This is a genomic window from Micromonospora sp. NRRL B-16802 (genome assembly GCF_001279555.1).
GTDB classification, from domain to species: domain Bacteria; phylum Actinomycetota; class Actinomycetes; order Mycobacteriales; family Micromonosporaceae; genus Micromonospora; species Micromonospora profundi.
In genome coordinates, this window is the sequence record NZ_LGEB01000121.1 from 192,630 (window position 1) to 209,707 (window position 17,078).

Sequence of the window (17,078 nt, forward strand, 5' to 3'; positions counted from 1 at the left end):
CCATGAGATTCAAAGCCCTCGCGGCTTCGCTGGCCGTTGTGGTCGGTCTGAGCATCATCCAGCCACTACCGGCGTCCGCCGCTGAGCCCGATCCCGGCGCGGCCGACAAGAAGATCGAGTCGAGCCTGAAGGACCGCTTCCGCACGGAACCGACTTCCGACTTCTGGATCAGGTTCGACACCCCGGCCGACCTCGCCCCGGCGAAGAAGATCACCGACTGGGCCGCCCGTGGTCGGTTCGTCTACGACGCGCTGAACGCGGCGGCGAAGACCTCCCTGGCATCCGTCTCCACCGAGCTCGACCGGGCAGGCGTCACATACACCTCCTACCCGGTCGCCAACGTCGTGCTCGTCAAGGGAGGCACCGAGAAGCTCGCCCTCGACGTGGCCTCGATGACGCAGGTCGCCGAGATCCACGCGACGCCGCAGGTCGCGCTGGTCAAGCCCGTGGACGAGAAGAGCCCGGCTGAGCAGGCTGCCCGCTCCGCCGCCCCGAACGACGGCACGATCCCCTGGGGCCTGGAGGCCATCCACGCGCCCGAGGCATGGGCCATGGGCGCCACCGGTGCGGGCATCACCGTGTCCAATCTCGACTCGGGCGTCGAGTTCGACCACCCCGCCCTGGTGAACCAGTACCGCGGCACGAAGCCCGACGGCACCGTCGACCACAACTACAACTGGATGGCCGGCCGGGGCACGTGCACGGGCGTCCCGTGCGACGACAACGGACACGGCACGCACACCATGGGCACCATGGTCGGCGACGACGGCACCAACCACGTCGGCGTCGCCCCGGACGCGCAGTGGATCGCGACGAACGGCTGCTGCGACAGCACTGGCGTCGAGTCGTTGCTGCGCTCCGGCTGGTGGCTGCTCGCCCCGACCGACACCCAGGGCAACAACCCCGATCCGTCCAAGCGCCCGCACGTCGTCAACAACTCGTGGGGCCAGACCGTCGAGCACAGCTTCGACGACTTCTTCAAGGCCATCGACGAGGCGTGGACCGCCGCGGGCATCTTCAGCGTCTGGTCGTCGGGCAACACCACGCCGTACGCGGCCTGCGACACCGTCTCCTCGCCCGGCTCCGCCGAGAGCGCCTACTCCGTGGGCGCCTACTCATCGGACGGCAGACTCGCGTTGTTCTCCCGCAAGGGCGAAGGTGAGGGCGACCGGATCAAGCCCGAGATCTCCGCTCCGGGCGACGGCGTCCTGTCGTCGTACCCGGGCAACAGCTACGTCGAGATGTCCGGCACCTCGATGGCGGCACCCCACGTCGCCGGCGCCGTCGCGGCGCTGTGGAGCTACGACCCGACCCTTATCGGGCGGGTCGAGGAGACCCGCCGCCTGCTCGGCGAGTCGGCCGTCGACGTCGACGACACCGAGTGCGGTGGCACCGCCAAGGTCAACAACAAGTACGGCGAAGGCCGGCTCGACCTCGTCCGCCTGCTCGAACTCGCGCCCCGCGAGGGCGGCACACTGACCGGTGTCGTCACCGCCAACGGCGCCCCGGTCCCCGCGGCCGAGGTGACGATCAGCGGGCCGTTCAGCCGGTCGATCGGCACCGACAAGGACGGCCGGTTTACCACGAACCTCCCGGTCGGCGACTACCAGCTCAGCACCAAGGTCTTCGGCTACCTGACCGCGACCACCAACGTCACGATCACCCTCGGCCAGGACACCTCCGTCAAGCTGCCGCTCACGGCCGCCACGAAGCACGACATCGGCGGCCGGGTCGTCGACGACAAGAAGCGGCCCGTCCCGAACGCCGACGTCTCCGTCAAGGACACGCCGCTGAAGCCGGTACGCACTGACGCCAACGGCGCGTTCACGATCACCGGCGTCCCCGAGGGCGGGTACGCGCTGACGGTCAAGCCCAACGCCTGCTTCTCGCCCACGACGGTCCCGCTTACCGTCGGCGCGCAGAACGAGTCGCGCGAGATCCCCGTCGGGCTCGTCGTCGACAAGGGCGGCTACAGCTGCGCCGTCTCCGAGGGCGAGTACCTGCGCGGTACCGACCCGGTCGCGTTCACCAGCGGAGTGTGGGCCACGGTGAAGCTGCCGTTCCCGGTCGCGCTCTACAACGGAAGCCACGACAGCCTCGGTATCGGCCTGCGGGGCGTGATCTCCCCGGACACCACCACCGGGCCCGGCACCGGCGGCGCGGGCATCTTCCCGTTCTACGTGCAGAGCCCGGTCGAGTTCGCCTCCGGCGGCGGAGTCTTCACGGCGGCCACAAAGGTCGGCGGCGAGGACGCGTTCGTCATCGAGTACCGCAAGGCCAAGCTCTGGGCCTATCCGATCCGGTCGGAGTACACGGAGCCGGTCAGCTTCTCGGCCACGCTCACCCGCTCCGGCACGGTGATCTTCGGGTACGGCGACGGCGTCGGGTCCGACGACCCGGTGACCGCTGGCGGGCACGCCATCACGGGCATCCAGGGCTGGGCCGGCGTCGACGGCATCCGGTTCTCCGAAAGCGCCCCGGTGCTGCGCGACGGGATGGTCGTCACCTACGACATGCCGGACTTCGGGTACCTCGACGCGACAGTCGTCGACCAGAACGACGGGCTGCCGGTGGCCGGTGCCAAGGTCTCGTTCACGAACAAGCTCGGGCTCGTGGAGACCGTCACGACAAACGCGACGGGTCTCGTGCATCGCCAGCTTCCGGTCGGCGACTACACCATGACCGTCGACGCGCCGAACTACACGACCGCGGCGTACCCCTTCTCCCTCGACAAGCTCTACGCGAAGGCGAAGATCGACGCGCGTCTCGCCACTGGTGTCGCCGGCCTGAAGGCCGACGGCCTCGACGCGCTGTTGGGCACCGACCAGAACGGTGTGGGCTCACTGACACTGACGAACAACGGTTCCGCTCCCCTCACGTACAACCTGGGCGAGGCCGCGCGTCACCCCGACCTGGACGCCTCCGGCGCCACCACGCGCACCGGGAAGGGCGCGGCCAGCACGATCGACCTCGCCGCCTGGAAGGCCGGTGCGAGCGGCATGAAGCCGTCGAACGTCGACGGCATGGCGGCGACGTCGAGCGCCGCGGAGGCACAGGCGGCCGGCAAGGTCGGCGCGACCTCCGGCGGAGACGTCATCACCCGGATCCCCATCCCCGGCAGGATCGAGGACAAGGAGCCCACCGGCATCGGGTACGACGGCGACGTCTGGGTCCACGACTACAACAAGCGGACCAACACCGCCTACACGGTGACGGGCAAGCCGACCGGGAAGGTCTTCGACGCGTCGTGGAACCCCGCGTACCGGGCGTTCGACATGGCGCTGGACACCAAGACCGGTGACATGTGCCAGATGGAGGACAGCCCGGCCAGCTTCATCCACTGCTTCAACCGGGAGACCGGCAAGGAAACGCGGCAGATCACTGGTGACTGGTCGACGCTGCAGCTGACCGGCCTCGCCTACAACCCGATGCGGGACGTGTTCTACGTCGGTGGTCGGGCGAACGGCATGATCGGAACCGTCGCCGGCACGTCGCACGACAAGCCGGGTGCGCTGCTGTCCTTCTGCGCCCCGCCGCTGCCCGAGGTGATGGGCCTGGCGTACAACCAGGCGTCCGACACCATCTGGTACACCGACCTCACCTTCAACAGGCCAACCCGCCTGCTGCAGGTCGACCCCGACGACTGCTCGCTGGTCAACGCGTGGTGGTTCCCGGGCCAGAAGGCGACCCAGGGCGGCGGCCTCGAAACCGACTCGACCGGCGCGCTGTGGGCGGCCGACCAGGTCGCCGACGACGTCGTGCTTGTCGACGTCGAGGACGACCTGCTCACCGACCTGCCGTGGCTGTCGCTCTCGTCGAACGGCGGCACCCTCGCCCCGGGTCAGTCGACGACCGTCAAGGTCTCCCTCTCCTCGAAGGGCGCCAAGCCGGGGACTCTTGGCGCGAACATCGTGGTGAGGTCCGACTCCGGACGCCAGTCCAAGACCTACGTGCCTGTGACGCTCACGACCACGAAGTACCAGGTCGGCGTCAACGCCGGTGGCGCGAAGTTCACCGACGGCTCCGGCTACACCTGGCTCGGCGACCAGGCCGCCGGCACGAAGGCGTGGGGCTACGAGGGGAAGACGAAGGTCGCCTCCACGAAGACCGCGATCGCGGGTACGACGGACGACGCCCTGTTCCAGTCACAGCGCACCACGCCCGACAAGCAGTTGTTCTACCGCTTCCCCGACGCGCCCAAGGGCACCTACGCGATCGATTTCGGGTTCGCCGAGATCGAGAAGGTGGCCAAGGGCAAGCGGGTGTTCGACGTCCTCGTGGACGGAACACTGACGGAGTACGCGTACGACCCGGCCGCGGCCGTGGGGCCGAACGCCGCCGACTGGCGTACCGCCGTCGTGAAGCACGACGGTGGTCCGCTGACGGTGGAACTGCGGGGCTCGAAGGGTCTGAAGCCGCCGACAATCGCCGCGCTGCGGGTGACGCTCGATCCGCGTGCGGACGCGGCGGAGCCGGAGCCCCAACCCGAACAGCCGGAGCCGGGTCCGGTGCCGGTGGCCCCCGCCGGCCGCTCGTACTCGATGAAGGTGACCGACGGGCTCTACCGCCAGGGCACGCAGGAGTCCGGGTGGCACGGCGACGACAGCTGCGGCGTGCTGTGGTTCGACTCCAGCTTCCTGTTCCCGTTCTACGACACGGCCTGGGACGGCGTGTGCGTGACGACGAACGGCACGCTGACCTTCGACCGCGCCAGCACCTTGGGGAACAACACGGCGCTGCCGTCGTCCAGTCCGATCGACGCGATCTATCCGCTCTGGGACGACCTCATCGTCGACGACGAGGCCGGCATCTACTTCGGCACCACCGAGGTGGACGGGCTGGTGGCGCAGGTCATCGAGTGGCGCAACGTCGCCTTCTACAACGACCGGACGGCCCGTGTGAGCTTCTCGGTCACCCTGATCGCCGACGGACGGATCCAGATCGGGTACGGCGACGGCGTCGGCGGCGACAACCCCCTCACACGAGGGTCGTCGGCGACGGTCGGCGTGCAGAGCCTGACGCGCAACCCCGCGGGCCAGTACTCCTTCAACCAGCCAATACTGAAGGCCGGTCTGGGGCTGGAGTACACCCTCCCGGCCTCGGGCACGATCGAGGGCACGGTCACCGACAAGAACGACGGCAAGCCGATCGAGGGCGCGATCGTCACGCTCACGGGGCCCAGCGGTGAACGGGTCATCACCACCGACGTGAAGGGCCGGTGGAAGGCTCAGGCGCTTGTCGGCGAGAACACTGTGCAGATCTCGGCGCCGAACTACGTCACCGCCAGCCACCGGGTGACCATCGCCAAGAAGGATCAGGCCGAGGTGGTCGACAGGGCGTTGACCACGGGCATCGCCACCGTCACCGCGGGCAACCTCGACTGGCTCCTCGACAAGGGCCAGAAGGCGACGGCCGACGTGACGGTGACCAACACCGGCTCCGCCCCGCTGGAGGTGCGGCTCAGCGAGCAGAAGCGCACCGGCGACGGCGGGCACGAGGCTGCCGACCTTGGATGGCTGGCCCTCACGGGTGCGGCGGCGACCGGCACTGTCACCCTCGCGGCCGGACAGTCCACAACTGTCACGGCGACGGCCGACAACGCGGGCGTCGCGCCCGGCGTACTCGTCGGGGATGTGCTCGTGGCGTCCAACGCCGGCAAGGGCGAGGCCCAGCTCAAGCCGGTACGCCTCGCGACCTCGGCCTACTGGAAGGGTGTCGACGTCGGCGGAGCCGGGCACGTCGGCGCCGACGGCTTCGTCTGGTTGCCCGACCAGGCGCTGGGCTCGCGACCGTGGGGCTACGTCGGCGGCAAGCCGCGTGCCACGAAGGCCGACATCGCCGGTACGCAGGACGACGCGCTGTTCCGCACCCAGCGGACCGGTGAGACGTTCAGCTACGTGTTCAAGAACGCGCCCGCCGGGACGTACCGGATCGGCCTCGACTTCGCGGAGATCGAGAAGGTGAAGGCCGGCAAGCGTGCCTTCGATGTGCTGGCCGACGGCAAGGTGGTGCTCTATGACCACGACGTGCAGGCGAAGGTGGGTGCGCTGACCGCGGACCTGAACACGGTCACCGTCGAGCACGCCGGTGGCGATCTGACGATCGAGCTTCGCCGCGAGAAGGGCGAGGGCGACCCGATCCTCAACGCCCTCAAGGTCCAGCAGGACCCGCGCCTGTGAGATAGCCGGACCTGTCCGCCATCAGTGGCCAGAGCCTCCACGGGAAGCATCTCCGTGGAGGCTCTGGCCCTGCGTGGTCGCGTCCCGTCAGGGCGAGCGCTCACTCATTCCAGGGTCGGTGGGCGACGGTGAGGATGTGGGTCGTCGGCCAGTCGAGGGGCCGGCCGTCGAGGTCGGCGAGAGAGGCTACCGGCGCGATCCGGTTGTCGATCACCCAATCGTTGCGGACGGCGGTGGAGGCAGGAGCGATCTCGAAGCCCGCTTCGGTCAGCAGCGTTGTCCAGTCGGCGAAACTGAGGCCACAGAACTGTTCCTTCGTCTCGGAGAGCCAGCTGTCGATGTAGTCCTTGCGGGTCAGGTAGTCCATCGCGGAGCCCAGTTCAAGGCGTACCGAGCCGTCGGGCAGGGCCTCGTAGTCGAAGGGGAACGCGAAGTCGACAGCGAACTGATCCAGCCGCGCCCGCGTCGACAGTCCGCCGACATGCCGCCTGACCTCGGCGGAGTCCAGGCTGGCGAGATCCCGGCGCGGCGATGCCGGGTTGTCGCCGTCATCTGTCACGAGTCGCAGGATCACCGGCCGGTGGGGATCGTCCGGGCCGCACACGTCGCTGTTGATCCAGACGCCACCGGGCACTGTGTGGTCGTGGATGCGGCGGGCGAACTGCAACAGTGACTCCCGCTGCCGCCCGTACGACCAGATCTCATGGGTCAACGCGAAGGTGAGGGTGGTGTCCACCGAGCGGTCCTTCAGGACCGCGCCACCGAGGACGTTCCGGTGGAAGAAGTACACGTTGGCGTTGCGGAACACGCCCTGCGCCTTCTTGTGCAGGCACTCCTGAAAGAGGTGTCGGGCGACCTCGACGCCGATGAGGTCGCTCTCGTGCAGGCCGGGTTCCCGATCGGCCAACTCCAGGACCGCCCCGGCGCCGCAACCGATATCGACGATGCGGCCGGGTTGCACGTACTGACGGACGGCGTCCCACTTGCGCTCGGCTGCGCCGGCGAAGGCCTCCACGTACGTCCGGTAGTCGCGGGTGACGGTGAGGCCACCCTCGTCGCCGACGAGCGGGTCGTTGACCACCATCCGGATCTCGTCGACCAGGCGGTAGCGCTCGAAGACGTCGATCGTCGCCGGGTGCGTCAGCTCGCGCCACGTGTCGTCGCCCGCGGCCAGGCGTAGCAGGACATCCCACGGCCGTTCGGGCGTGGTCCGTAGCTCGGGATCGGCCTCGACCTGCGCGATCGTGAAACCGAGCCGCTCGTACAGCTTGGCGACCTCCGGCGTCGAGCATGCCACCAAGGTGTCCCCGGGAGTGAGTTCGAGTCCGGTGGCTACCGCGATGTTCTTGAGGGTCACCTCGGCGAAGTCGTCGGTGTACGCGGTGTCGAAGATCGGCACGACCAGCGAACGCAGCCCGCTCAGCACACTGAATCGCTCGATCGCGGCTTCCCGACGGTGGTACGGGACCGGATTACGCTTGGTGTTCTCGTGGTTGGCGGAGGTCACCGCCCAGACGATCGTGGCAGCGGCGTCCTCGGCTAGCCGCCGCAGGTAGTCAGCCTGGAAGCGGGTCAGCAGGTGATGGCGCCCTGGAAAGAGCACGAAGCGGGTGGACGGGCCAGCCATGATCACCCCACGTTTGTTCCGGCCGGTGTACGGCCCGCGATGGTAACGGGTCGGTGCCTCCGCCAACCGGGCGGGCTGATTGCCAGCGCCGATCGCCTTCCCACAGGGCTGGGCCGTCAGTTGCCGCGGTACCGGGACGCCAACTCCGGGCTCTGCGCGTTGAAGGCGGCCAGCTCCGCGGAGAAGATCGCGTTCAGCAGGCTCGCGTCCTCCACGCCAGGGGCCACCACGACCTCACCCAGTTCCAGCCCGCGCAGGCTCGCGGTGACGACGTCGTCGGCACTCATCCGTCGTACGGCGCTGAGGTCCATGCCCTGACGCTCGTGGAACTCGGTAGCCACCACGCCCGGGCACAGCACCTGGACCCGGACACCGGTGCCGTCGAGTTCGGCGCTGAGCGTCTGCGACATGGCGACCGCGAAGGCCAGACCGCCTGCGTACACCGCGCGCCGCGGCATCACCGAACTCGGCGCGGGACCGCTGAAGGCGATCATGCCGGCGACGTTGACGATGGCGCCCTCACCGCGGGCCTGCATACCGCCCACGACCGCCCGGGTGAGCATGGTGGGCGCCACCGTCTTGACATGGGCCAGCTCGCGGGCCTTCTCGGCGGACAGGTCGGCCAGGGGCATGTAGTGCGCCACACCGGCGTTGTTCACCAACAGCGTGATGTCCTCGGTCGCGCAGACCTTGGCGATGGCGTCGATCCCGGCGTCGGTGGACAGGTCAGCCGCGATGCCACGGACGTTGACCTCCGGGTGGGCGGCTACGAGTTCCTTCAGCCGTTCCTCGCGACGCCCGACGATGATGAGGTCGTAGCCCAGCCCGGCCAGCCGTTCCGCGAAGGCCCTGCCGATGCCCGACGTGGCCCCCGTGACGAGTGCCCGCTTGCTCATGATCGTTGGTCCTTCCAGTTGGAGATGTCCCCGCGGCGATCACCCGTCGGCGTCTGGCGCACGCGACGCCGCCGGCGGTGAGGGCCGCACCACCAGCATCAACCGGCGGCGACGAGACAGGCAGTGCCGCCTTCTTCCTGGTATCGGCACTCCCAGGCACCGGCGACCCGGCAGTCCTGGCGGCCCGCGCCTCGGCCCGTGGCTAGCATCGACCATATGGCCGAGGACCTGCTCGCGGGCTACTTACGGGCACGTCGGGGGCAGCTCCGCCCGGGTGACGTCGGATTGCCCGAAGGGACAGGCCGACGACGCGTGGCGGGTCTGCGCCGCGAGGAGGTGGCCCTGCTCGCGGGCATCAGCGCCGACTACTACCTGCGTCTGGAACAGGGCCGCGGAGGGACACCGTCGCTCCAGGTCATCCGGGCGCTGGCGCGGGCGCTACGGCTGGACGACGCGGCCACCGCCTATCTCACGAGCCTGGCAACACCGGCGACGACCGACGCGGAATCGGCGAACCAGACCGACGAACGGGTCCCGTCCAGCGTCGAGAACCTCGTCCGGCTCCTGCCCCTGCCCGCGTTCGTGACGGGACGCAACTTCGATGTCCTCACCGCCAACCGCAACGCCTTCCGGATCTCTCCGGAGCTGGTGACCGGGAAGAACCGGCTGCGGTCGTTCTTCCTCGTCGACTCCGAGCGAGACCTCTACCGGGACTGGCAGACGACGGCTCGCCGTTTCGTGGCTGTCGTGCGGGACACCGTCGGCCGGGGCGCTGCCCGTCCCGACTTCCTGGCGTTGGTCGACGAACTGTCGGAACGCAGCGAGAGCTTCCGCCAGTTGTGGGAGCGACACGATGTCGTCACACGTGACACCGAACTCGCGCTGCTGCAACACCCGGTCGCGGGGCCCCTGCAACTGCACCTGGAACGTCTGTCCGTCGCCGGAATGCCCGAACAGGGCTTGGTGATCTACCACCCCACGGCCGGCTCGGAGGACGCCCGGCGCCTCACCCGGCTTCTGGGCAGCGCGGACAGGTAGACGGCCCGTCGTGCCCCGCTCGAGGTCAGGCCGCCGCGCCGTGGCTGAGCTTGGCCAGGCGACGCCGGATCTGTTCCTCCTGCTGCGCGTCCGAGTCGTTTCCCAGAGCGAGCGCCTGGAGCCATGCCGCGCGGGCGGCGGGCCAGTCGTTCATCGCGTAGGCGGTGTCTCCGAGGCCCACACTCGCGCGGACCATGTGCACGCGGTGGCCGACCCTCTGGGAGAGCTCCCGGGCCGCGGTCCAATCCGCCAAGGACTCAGCGAACTGCCGTTCGCGCAGGTAGAGGTTGGCCCGCCGCAGGTGACATTCGCTGCGGCGGACGTCGTCGGCGAGCTGCTCGCTCAAGGTCAGGGCTCGGTCGATGGTCTCGAAACTCACGGCGCGGTGGCCGAGCTCGTACTGCGCGTCGGCGAGGCGGCACAGCACATCGGCCTGAGCCGTCCGGTCCCCCAGCGACTCCGCCATGCGCAGAGCCCGGTGGTGGCAGGCGACGGACCTGTCGTAATCGCCCACCGCGAAGCTCACCTCGCCCAGATTGCGTAAGGTCAGCGCCTCGCGGGACGCGTTGCTCAGCTCGGTGAAGATCACGAGAGCCCGTTCGAGCAGAGCCAGCGCGGAGTCGCTGTCGCCGAGGTGGAAATGGGCGCCGGCCAGACTCCGCAGCATCTCCGCCGCACCGGCCAAGTCGCCGGCGCGTTCGGTCGCGTCGAGGCATTCGCGCACCACAGTCGCCCACTCGTGCCACCAGCCCTCCCGCTGATAGAAGCCCTGCACCGTGAGCTCCAGCTGCCAGGCGTCGTACACCCGGCCCCTGTCGTTCGCCTGACGCATGACCGCCTTGAGCACCTCACGCTCGGCGGCGAACCAGTCGGCGGCTTCCCGGCCGTCCCGCGGACTCTCGTCGACGACCCCGTCGGGCACCGCGGGTGGGTCGGCGTCGATCTCGGCATTGATGAAGAGATTGGCCGCGTACGCCGTCCGCCGATAGAGGCCGAGCAGCCGGTCCGCGGCCGCCTCGCGCTCCGGGCCAGGCTCGGCGTCGAGCATCAGTTCCCGCGCGTACGCGGCGATGAGGTCGTGGGCGCCGTAGCGACCGGGCAGCCGTTCGGTGACCAGCCGGCTGCGCACCAGCTCGCCGAACACCTCGCGGGCGTCGCGTGCGGACAGGCCGCCGAGGCTCGCCGCCGCCGCGCGGGTGATGTCCGGGCCTGGATGCAGTGCCAGCAGGCGGAAGAGTCGCGCGGCAGCAGGGTTGAGGCTGCGGTAGGACCAGGAGAAGATGGCGCGCAGGTCGCTGTCCGGGTCATCGGAGCCAAATCCGTCGAGACTGCCCTGAGCCTCGTGCAGTTCACGCGCGACATCCGACAGCCGATATCCGGGTCGGGCCAGGGCCCGGGCGGCCACCATGGCGAGTGCCAGCGGAAGGCCCCCGCACAGGTCGACGATCTCGTCCAGCGCCCGCCGTTCGGCCAGAGCACGGGCGCGCCCGACGCGCGAGATCAGGAGTTCGCGCGCCTCGTCGGTCGGCAGGACGTCGAGCGTGAGCACGTGGGCCCCGTGTGTCGTGGCGAGACCGGCCAGGCTGTACCGGCTCGTGACCAGGACGAGGCTGCCGGGAGCGCCGGGCAGCAGCGGCCGGACCTGATCGGCGTCGCGGACGTTGTCCAGCACGATCAGCACCCGCCGCTCGGCCAGGACACTGCGGTAGAGCCCCGACCGGGCCAGGTAGCTCGCCGGGATGTCGGGTCCACGGACGCCAAGTGCGTGCAGGAAGTCCTCCAGCACCTCTCCCGGTGTCAGCGCGGCGTCCGGATCAAGGCCCCGGAGGTCGACGTGGAGCTGACCGTCGGGGAACTCGTCGGCCACCAGGTAGGCCAGGTGGGTCGCCAGGCTCGTCTTGCCGATGCCGGGGATGCCCTCGATGGCGACGATCCGCAGGGCGTTCCCGCCAGCTCGGCCGTGGATGAGCGCCAGTGCCCGGCGCAGGCTCTTGTCCCGCCCCGTGAAGTGAGGCAGGTCGGGCAACAACTGCGCCGGGCGGACGAAGAAGCCGTCCGCCGACGGGTCCTTGGAGGGCAGTGGTGCTTCCGCCCGCTCGGCGGGGCCGGGATCGCCGTTGCGCAGGACCGTACGGTAGGCCTCCTGGATCTCCCGGCCCGGATCGATCCCGAGGTCGTCGGCGAGCCGGCCGCGCAGTTCCTGGTAGAGAGCGACCGCCTCAGCCTGCTGCCCGACCGCGGCCAGGGTCAGCAGCAGTCTGGCCTGAACGGCCTCGTCCAGAGGACGTTCCTGGGCCACACGCCGCAGCATCGGAAGCACAGCTCGCCCCGCGCCGGCGGACAGCGCCAGGTCGGTGGCCTCCCGCACCAGATCGGCGTACTCGTTGTCGACGGCCTCGAATTCGGCGATCGGGCGACTGATCAACTCCGGCGCTCCGGCGCACGGCCCGCGCGACAGCTCCAGCGCTTCGACGTAGGCCGCCAGTGCCTGCGCGGGATCGTCGGCCGCCCGCGCCCGCTGCGCCAGGCGTCGAAATGTCAGCAGGTCCAGCCCGTCGGCGTCGACCACGATGCGATAGCCGGACGCGTCACTCACCAGCCACCTGCCGGACGCACGAGGGCGCAGGCCGGGTTCGAACAGCCGCCGGAGCCGACCCAGATAAAGGTGCACGATGTTCGCGGCGCTGCGCGGCGGTCGCTCGTCCCACAACAGGGCGACGAAATCCGCGAGGCCGACCGGCTGGCCGGCCCGCGCCAGAAGCAACGCCAGAATGAGGCGTTGCTGGCGCGACCCGGGATCGACAGGCTGCCCGCCGCGCCACACCTCCACGGGGCCTAGCACCGCGAAGCGCACGTCGTCCTGCGCCCCGGTCACGGAATCGACCCCCATCAGTGTCGCCGTCGGCCAGTGATCATTGGAAGCTTAGGCGAGCAGTTCGGACGGGACCGCTGGTACCGGCGGTTGCGGCCGGACGCTTGTGAACTCCGACCACCCGGCCCCGTAGTACAAGGCGTGATGTCATCCCGTGAACCGCTGGTCGGACGCGAAGTGGAGACGCATCTGGCTCGCCTTCGGCGAGAAGCTGCGCCGCCACGGAGCCTTTCGCGGCTCCACGTTTCCCACCGTACGGTCAATGCCCATCTCTATCGAGTTTTTCCGAAGCTCGGAATATCGGCTTCGTGACGCCTTTCCTCGCATTGTCCGGAGCAGCGGAACGGCTAAAGTAGGAATTAACAGGCCGGCTCCTACCCTTCCCTCGAACTGTTGAAGTCGACGGGGGGAACACGATGCCGACGTCACCTGATACCGAGGCGCACATGCGGGAGCTCCACCGGGCCAACGGCGGCGCGCTGCTCCACTATCTGAGGAGACTGACCCCTGCAGGCGCATCCTGCACTGCCGAGGATCTGGTGCAGGAGACCATGGTCAGAGCCTGGCGCAACCTCGACAAGATGCCCTCCGGCCCGGAGCCGCAGCGACGCTGGCTGTTCAAGGTCGCGCGGCGCCTCGCCATCGACGCGCACCGCAGACGGCAGACGCGGCCCGTGGAGGTCGGCCTGGCCGAGACGGACCTGTCGCCGCCGGTGAACGCCGCGGCGGAAACGGCAATCGCATCGCTGACCCTGCGGCGCGCCGTCGGTGAACTGGCCCCTGCCCATCGGTCCGTGCTGATCGAATTGTATGTGAAAGGCCACTCTGCCGGCGAGGTCGCCGACCGACTCGGCCTTCCCGTCGGCACCGTGAAATCACGCGCGCACTACGGCGTGCGGCATGTGCGCAACGCGCTGACGAGCCGCTGAACGACAAGGTGTCGGCACGCGCCGGCCATCTCGGAAGGGACCGGTCGGCGACCTCAGCCCAATCGGGTACGCACCACCAGGTCGTGCAGGGCGTCCACCGCCGTCGGGTCCACCTGCCCGGGCAGCTCCGAGGAGTCCCGGGCAGTCTCGAGCTCGGCGCGCAACCGCGGCACGTCAGTGGCGAGGTGCTGCGCAGCGCCTGCGGGGAGTGGTCCGTGCTCGGCCTCCCGCTTGGCGGCGATGAGATCCGGCACGTACGGCAACCTCGCTCCGAGCACACCGAGGTCCGCCTCCAGGAGGCCGGTCCGCATCAGGTGGATGCCGGTGAGCAGGACCCGCAGCGTGTACAGCGCGGGCTTGAGCTGCCCGGTCCTGGCGTACAACTTCTCCTGGGTGGCCGCGAACCCGAGGTAGTGGTGCGCGTGGTGCCGGGTGACCAGTCGCGGGGCCAGCGAAACGAGCTCGGCGTGCACCGCGCTGGTCACGACCACCAGCGGCGACAGCACCTGCTCCAGAACGTAGCCGTTGCGGCTGTTCAACAGCTTGGCGAACTTCAGCAGATCGTGGCTCACCACGTCCAGCTCGACACCGTCGCGCACGCCCATGTGCTGCAACGTCTGCGGTCCGGTACGCAGCCCGACCACCTCCTCGGGCGAGAGCAGGTGCGCGGCTCGCAGATCCAGGTCGGAGTCGATGGACGCGAACCCGTACAGATGCGCACCGCTGACGGTGGCGAACAGCAGCGGGCGAGGCAGGGCGCGGACTGCCTCCGCGGCCCACGACGGCACGTCGATGGTCACTGCAGGTTCCTCCGCCGTACGGCCGTGAGCAGCTGATCCACTTCATCCCGGTCGGGCTGTTCGGGAAGCGCGGTGGTGGCGGCCGCGTCGGCGAGCTCGACGAGCAGGTCGGCGCCCCAGGCGGCGACCTCGTCCCAGGACAGCTCACCGCGCCGCACCGCCAGCAGCTGCTCACGCAGGTGGCGAACGTCGACCAACACGTCCCCGGTACGCAGCACGTGCACCCCGGCGACCAGCAGCCGGATCATGTGCATTGCCTGTTTGTGGTTCGTCTCGCCGGTACGCGCGCGGCGGGCGGCCACCCGGTTGAGCTGATCCCGGGCGTAGCTGCCGTAGGTCTCCGCCACCCGCCTCGACAGGAACGCCTGCCGCGCCGCCAGTAACCGTTCCCCGTCCACGGTGACCGTCTCGACCAGCGGGGACCAGAGCACCTCCAGAACCGTCGGGTTGCCCTGCAGGGCAAGCACGCAGAAGCGTTCGAACTCCCAGGAGAACTGCTCCGCCGCCGGACCGTCGAAGTGGGTGGGCGGCTTGTCGAGACGCCAGAACGCCTGCGTGGGTGCCACGTACACGCCACGCCGGTCGTAGTCGGAGTCCGGGCCGTGCAGCCCGTACGCCCGTGACCCGACCACAACGGCGAGGGCCGTATGCCGTTCGACAAGCTCGATCACGCCCGGGAGGCTACCCAAGCACCGGCCCGCATGCGTCATCCTTTCCAGGCAACCGGCGCAGACACCTGCACGGCCTGAGATGGGCATCGGTCGGCCGGCTAATGACGTTGCGCCGCCGATCCGCCAGGTTAAGCTGACGGCATGATCAGCTCGCCCGCGTACCCGATGGCGTCCCCCGACGTCCTGTTCGGCGCGCGGCGACGCCGGCGGCACCACGACCGCCTGCGCTGAGCAGTCTTCTCTGCGATCGGCGGATCGAGCCGCCGGTCATCATCGATCGTCCTCGGTCCGCCCGCATCCTCATCCGGTGATCCGCGCCGCGGATCCGAGCGAGATCGGCGTACCCCATGGATTTGGAAAAGCTTCTGGCCGACCGGCTGGCGCCGGCGTTCGCGACGGTGGCGGGCGAGCGGGTCGACCCGGTCGTACGGCGCTCCGAGCGGGCTGATTTCCAGTCCGACGCGGCGCTGGCTCTGGCCCGTCGGCTCGGCCGGCCGCCCCGCGTCATCGCCGCCGAGGTGCTGCGGCACGCCGAGCTGGCCGACCTGTGCAGTGTGGCGGAGCTTTCCGGGTCGGGCTTTCTCAACCTGACCGTCTCCGACGCCGCCCTGGCCAGCATGGTGTCCGCGCTGGCCGGCAGCTCGCGGCTGGGAGTGCCGGTGGTCGCCGCGCCAGAGACGGTGATGGTCGACTACTCGGCGCCCAATGTGGCGAAGGAGATGCACGTCGGGCACCTGCGGTCGACGGTGATCGGCGACGCGGCGGCGCGCCTGTTGGAGTGGCTGGGGCACCGGGTGTTGCGGGCCAATCATCTGGGCGACTGGGGTACGCCCTTCGGCATGCTGATCGAGCATCTGGTCGACCTCGGCGGGGCCGACGCGGCGCAGGAACTGTCGATGGGTGACCTGGACTCGTTCTACAAGGCAGCTCGGGCCACGTTCGACGGCGACGAGGCGTTCCGGGAGCGGTCCCGGCGGCGGGTCGTGGCGTTGCAGGGCGGCGATGAGGCGACGTTGGGGCTCTGGCGGTTGCTGGTGGAGCAGTCCGAGCGGTACTTCCTGACCGTGTACGACCTGCTGGACGTGACCCTCACCGAACGGGACTTCCACGGTGAGAGCAGCTACAACGACCTGCTCGGCGCGGTGGTCGAGGACCTGGACCGACTCGGGCTGCTGCGGGAGAGCGAGGGTGCGGCCTGCGTGTTCCCGCCGGGTTCCGTCGGTCGGGACGGCGAGCCACTGCCGTTGATCGTCCGTAAGTCCGACGGCGGGTACGGCTACCCGGCGACCGACCTGGCGGCGATCCGGCACCGGACCGCCACGTTGGGCGCGACCCGGCTGCTCTACGTGGTCGGGCTGCCGCAGCGGCGACACTTCGAGATGGTGTACGCCGTCGCCGCGCAGGCCGGATGGCTGACCCCGCCGGCCCGGGCCGAGCACGTCGGGTTCGGCTCGATCCTCGGTCGGGACGGGCGGATGCTGCGGAGCCGGGCCGGCGGTTCGGTGAAGCTGGTGGGGCTGCTGGAGGAGGCGATCGCTCGGGCCACCGCACTGGCTCGGCAGCGGAACCCGGAGTTGGGCGAGGCTGAGGCGGCGGAGGTGGGCCGGGCGGTGGGCATCGGCGCGATCAAGTACGCGGACCTGTCCAGTGACCGGCACCGGGACTACGTGCTCGACTGGGAGAGGATGCTCTCGCTGGACGGCAATACCGCTCCCTATCTTCAGTACGCGTACTCGCGGATCCGGTCGATCTTCCGGCGGGCCGGGGTGGCGGCCTGCCCGGAAGCGGAGATCTCGCTGGCCGACCCGGCCGAGCGGGCACTCGCCTTCGAGCTTGTCGGCTTCGCCAGAGTGGTCGACGAGGTGGCCGTGAGCCTGGAGTTCCACCACCTCGCCGGATACCTGTACCGGCTGGCCGCCACGTTCAGCACGTTCTACGAGCGGTGTCCCGTGCTGCGGGCCGACGACCCGGTCCGGGAGAGCCGTCTGGTGCTCTGCGACCTGACCGCCCGGGTGCTCCGGCAGGGGCTCCACGTTCTCGGCATCCGGACCCCGGAACGGATGTGA

9 protein-coding genes are annotated in these 17,078 nt (G+C 69.6%); 4 read left to right on the plus strand and 5 right to left on the minus strand.

Going from position 1 to position 17,078, the window contains the following annotated elements:
- Positions 1 to 2 precede the first annotated feature (2 nt).
- Complete coding sequence (locus ADK66_RS28970) at positions 3 to 6,179, plus strand: carboxypeptidase regulatory-like domain-containing protein (RefSeq protein WP_053660918.1); 6,177 nt, start codon at positions 3 to 5, stop codon at positions 6,177 to 6,179.
- Between the two features lie 100 nt (positions 6,180 to 6,279).
- Here the strand turns inward: ADK66_RS28970 and ADK66_RS28975 are convergent, their stop codons facing one another.
- Together ADK66_RS28975 and ADK66_RS28980 are read right to left on the minus strand one after the other, a co-directional pair.
- Complete coding sequence (locus tag ADK66_RS28975; RefSeq protein ID WP_053661009.1) at positions 6,280 to 7,806, minus strand: methyltransferase; 1,527 nt, start codon at positions 7,804 to 7,806, stop codon at positions 6,280 to 6,282.
- Positions 7,807 to 7,922: 116 nt separating this feature from the next.
- Positions 7,923 to 8,702, minus strand: coding sequence for an SDR family oxidoreductase (locus tag ADK66_RS28980; RefSeq protein ID WP_053660920.1), 780 nt, complete (start codon positions 8,700 to 8,702; stop codon positions 7,923 to 7,925).
- A 216-nt stretch (positions 8,703 to 8,918) separates the two neighbouring features.
- Between ADK66_RS28980 and ADK66_RS28985 the strand changes: the two genes are divergently transcribed.
- Complete coding sequence (locus tag ADK66_RS28985; RefSeq protein ID WP_053660922.1) at positions 8,919 to 9,740, plus strand: helix-turn-helix transcriptional regulator; 822 nt, start codon at positions 8,919 to 8,921, stop codon at positions 9,738 to 9,740.
- Between the two features lie 25 nt (positions 9,741 to 9,765).
- Here ADK66_RS28985 and ADK66_RS28990 read toward each other — a convergent pair whose 3' ends face one another.
- On the minus strand, positions 9,766 to 12,615 hold the full coding sequence (locus ADK66_RS28990) for a BTAD domain-containing putative transcriptional regulator (protein ID WP_197281672.1): 2,850 nt from the start codon (positions 12,613 to 12,615) through the stop codon (positions 9,766 to 9,768).
- 443 nt (positions 12,616 to 13,058) lie between these two features.
- Here ADK66_RS28990 and ADK66_RS28995 point away from each other — a divergent pair, with 443 nt between their 5' ends.
- A complete protein-coding gene (locus tag ADK66_RS28995) occupies positions 13,059 to 13,541 on the plus strand; it encodes a sigma-70 family RNA polymerase sigma factor (protein ID WP_167944377.1) in 483 nt (160 codons plus the stop codon).
- Positions 13,542 to 13,594: 53 nt separating this feature from the next.
- On the opposite strand, the gene ADK66_RS29000 is transcribed toward ADK66_RS28995, so the two are convergent.
- Positions 13,595 to 14,341 carry a DNA polymerase beta superfamily protein gene (locus ADK66_RS29000; protein ID WP_053660928.1) on the minus strand — a complete coding sequence of 249 codons (747 nt, stop codon included), beginning with the start codon at positions 14,339 to 14,341 and terminating at the stop codon, positions 13,595 to 13,597.
- Positions 14,338 to 15,012, minus strand: coding sequence for a DNA polymerase beta superfamily protein (locus ADK66_RS29005; RefSeq protein ID WP_053660930.1), 675 nt, complete (start codon positions 15,010 to 15,012; stop codon positions 14,338 to 14,340). Before ADK66_RS29005 ends, ADK66_RS29000 begins: the two co-directional genes overlap by 4 nt.
- 347 nt (positions 15,013 to 15,359) lie before the next feature.
- Between ADK66_RS29005 and argS the strand changes: the two genes are divergently transcribed.
- Complete coding sequence (gene argS, locus ADK66_RS29010) at positions 15,360 to 17,078, plus strand: arginine--tRNA ligase (protein WP_053660932.1); 1,719 nt, start codon at positions 15,360 to 15,362, stop codon at positions 17,076 to 17,078.

Coding starts and splice junctions, on each gene's coding strand:
- argS (WP_053660932.1), top strand. CDS start 15,360: ATGGATTTGGAAAAGCTTCTGGCCGACCGGCTGGCGCCGGCGTTCGCG.
- ADK66_RS28985 (WP_053660922.1), top strand. CDS start 8,919: ATGGCCGAGGACCTGCTCGCGGGCTACTTACGGGCACGTCGGGGGCAG.
- ADK66_RS28980 (WP_053660920.1), bottom strand. CDS start 8,702: ATGAGCAAGCGGGCACTCGTCACGGGGGCCACGTCGGGCATCGGCAGG.
- ADK66_RS28970 (WP_053660918.1), top strand. CDS start 3: ATGAGATTCAAAGCCCTCGCGGCTTCGCTGGCCGTTGTGGTCGGTCTG.
- ADK66_RS28995 (WP_167944377.1), top strand. CDS start 13,059: ATGCGGGAGCTCCACCGGGCCAACGGCGGCGCGCTGCTCCACTATCTG.
- ADK66_RS28975 (WP_053661009.1), bottom strand. CDS start 7,806: ATGGCTGGCCCGTCCACCCGCTTCGTGCTCTTTCCAGGGCGCCATCAC.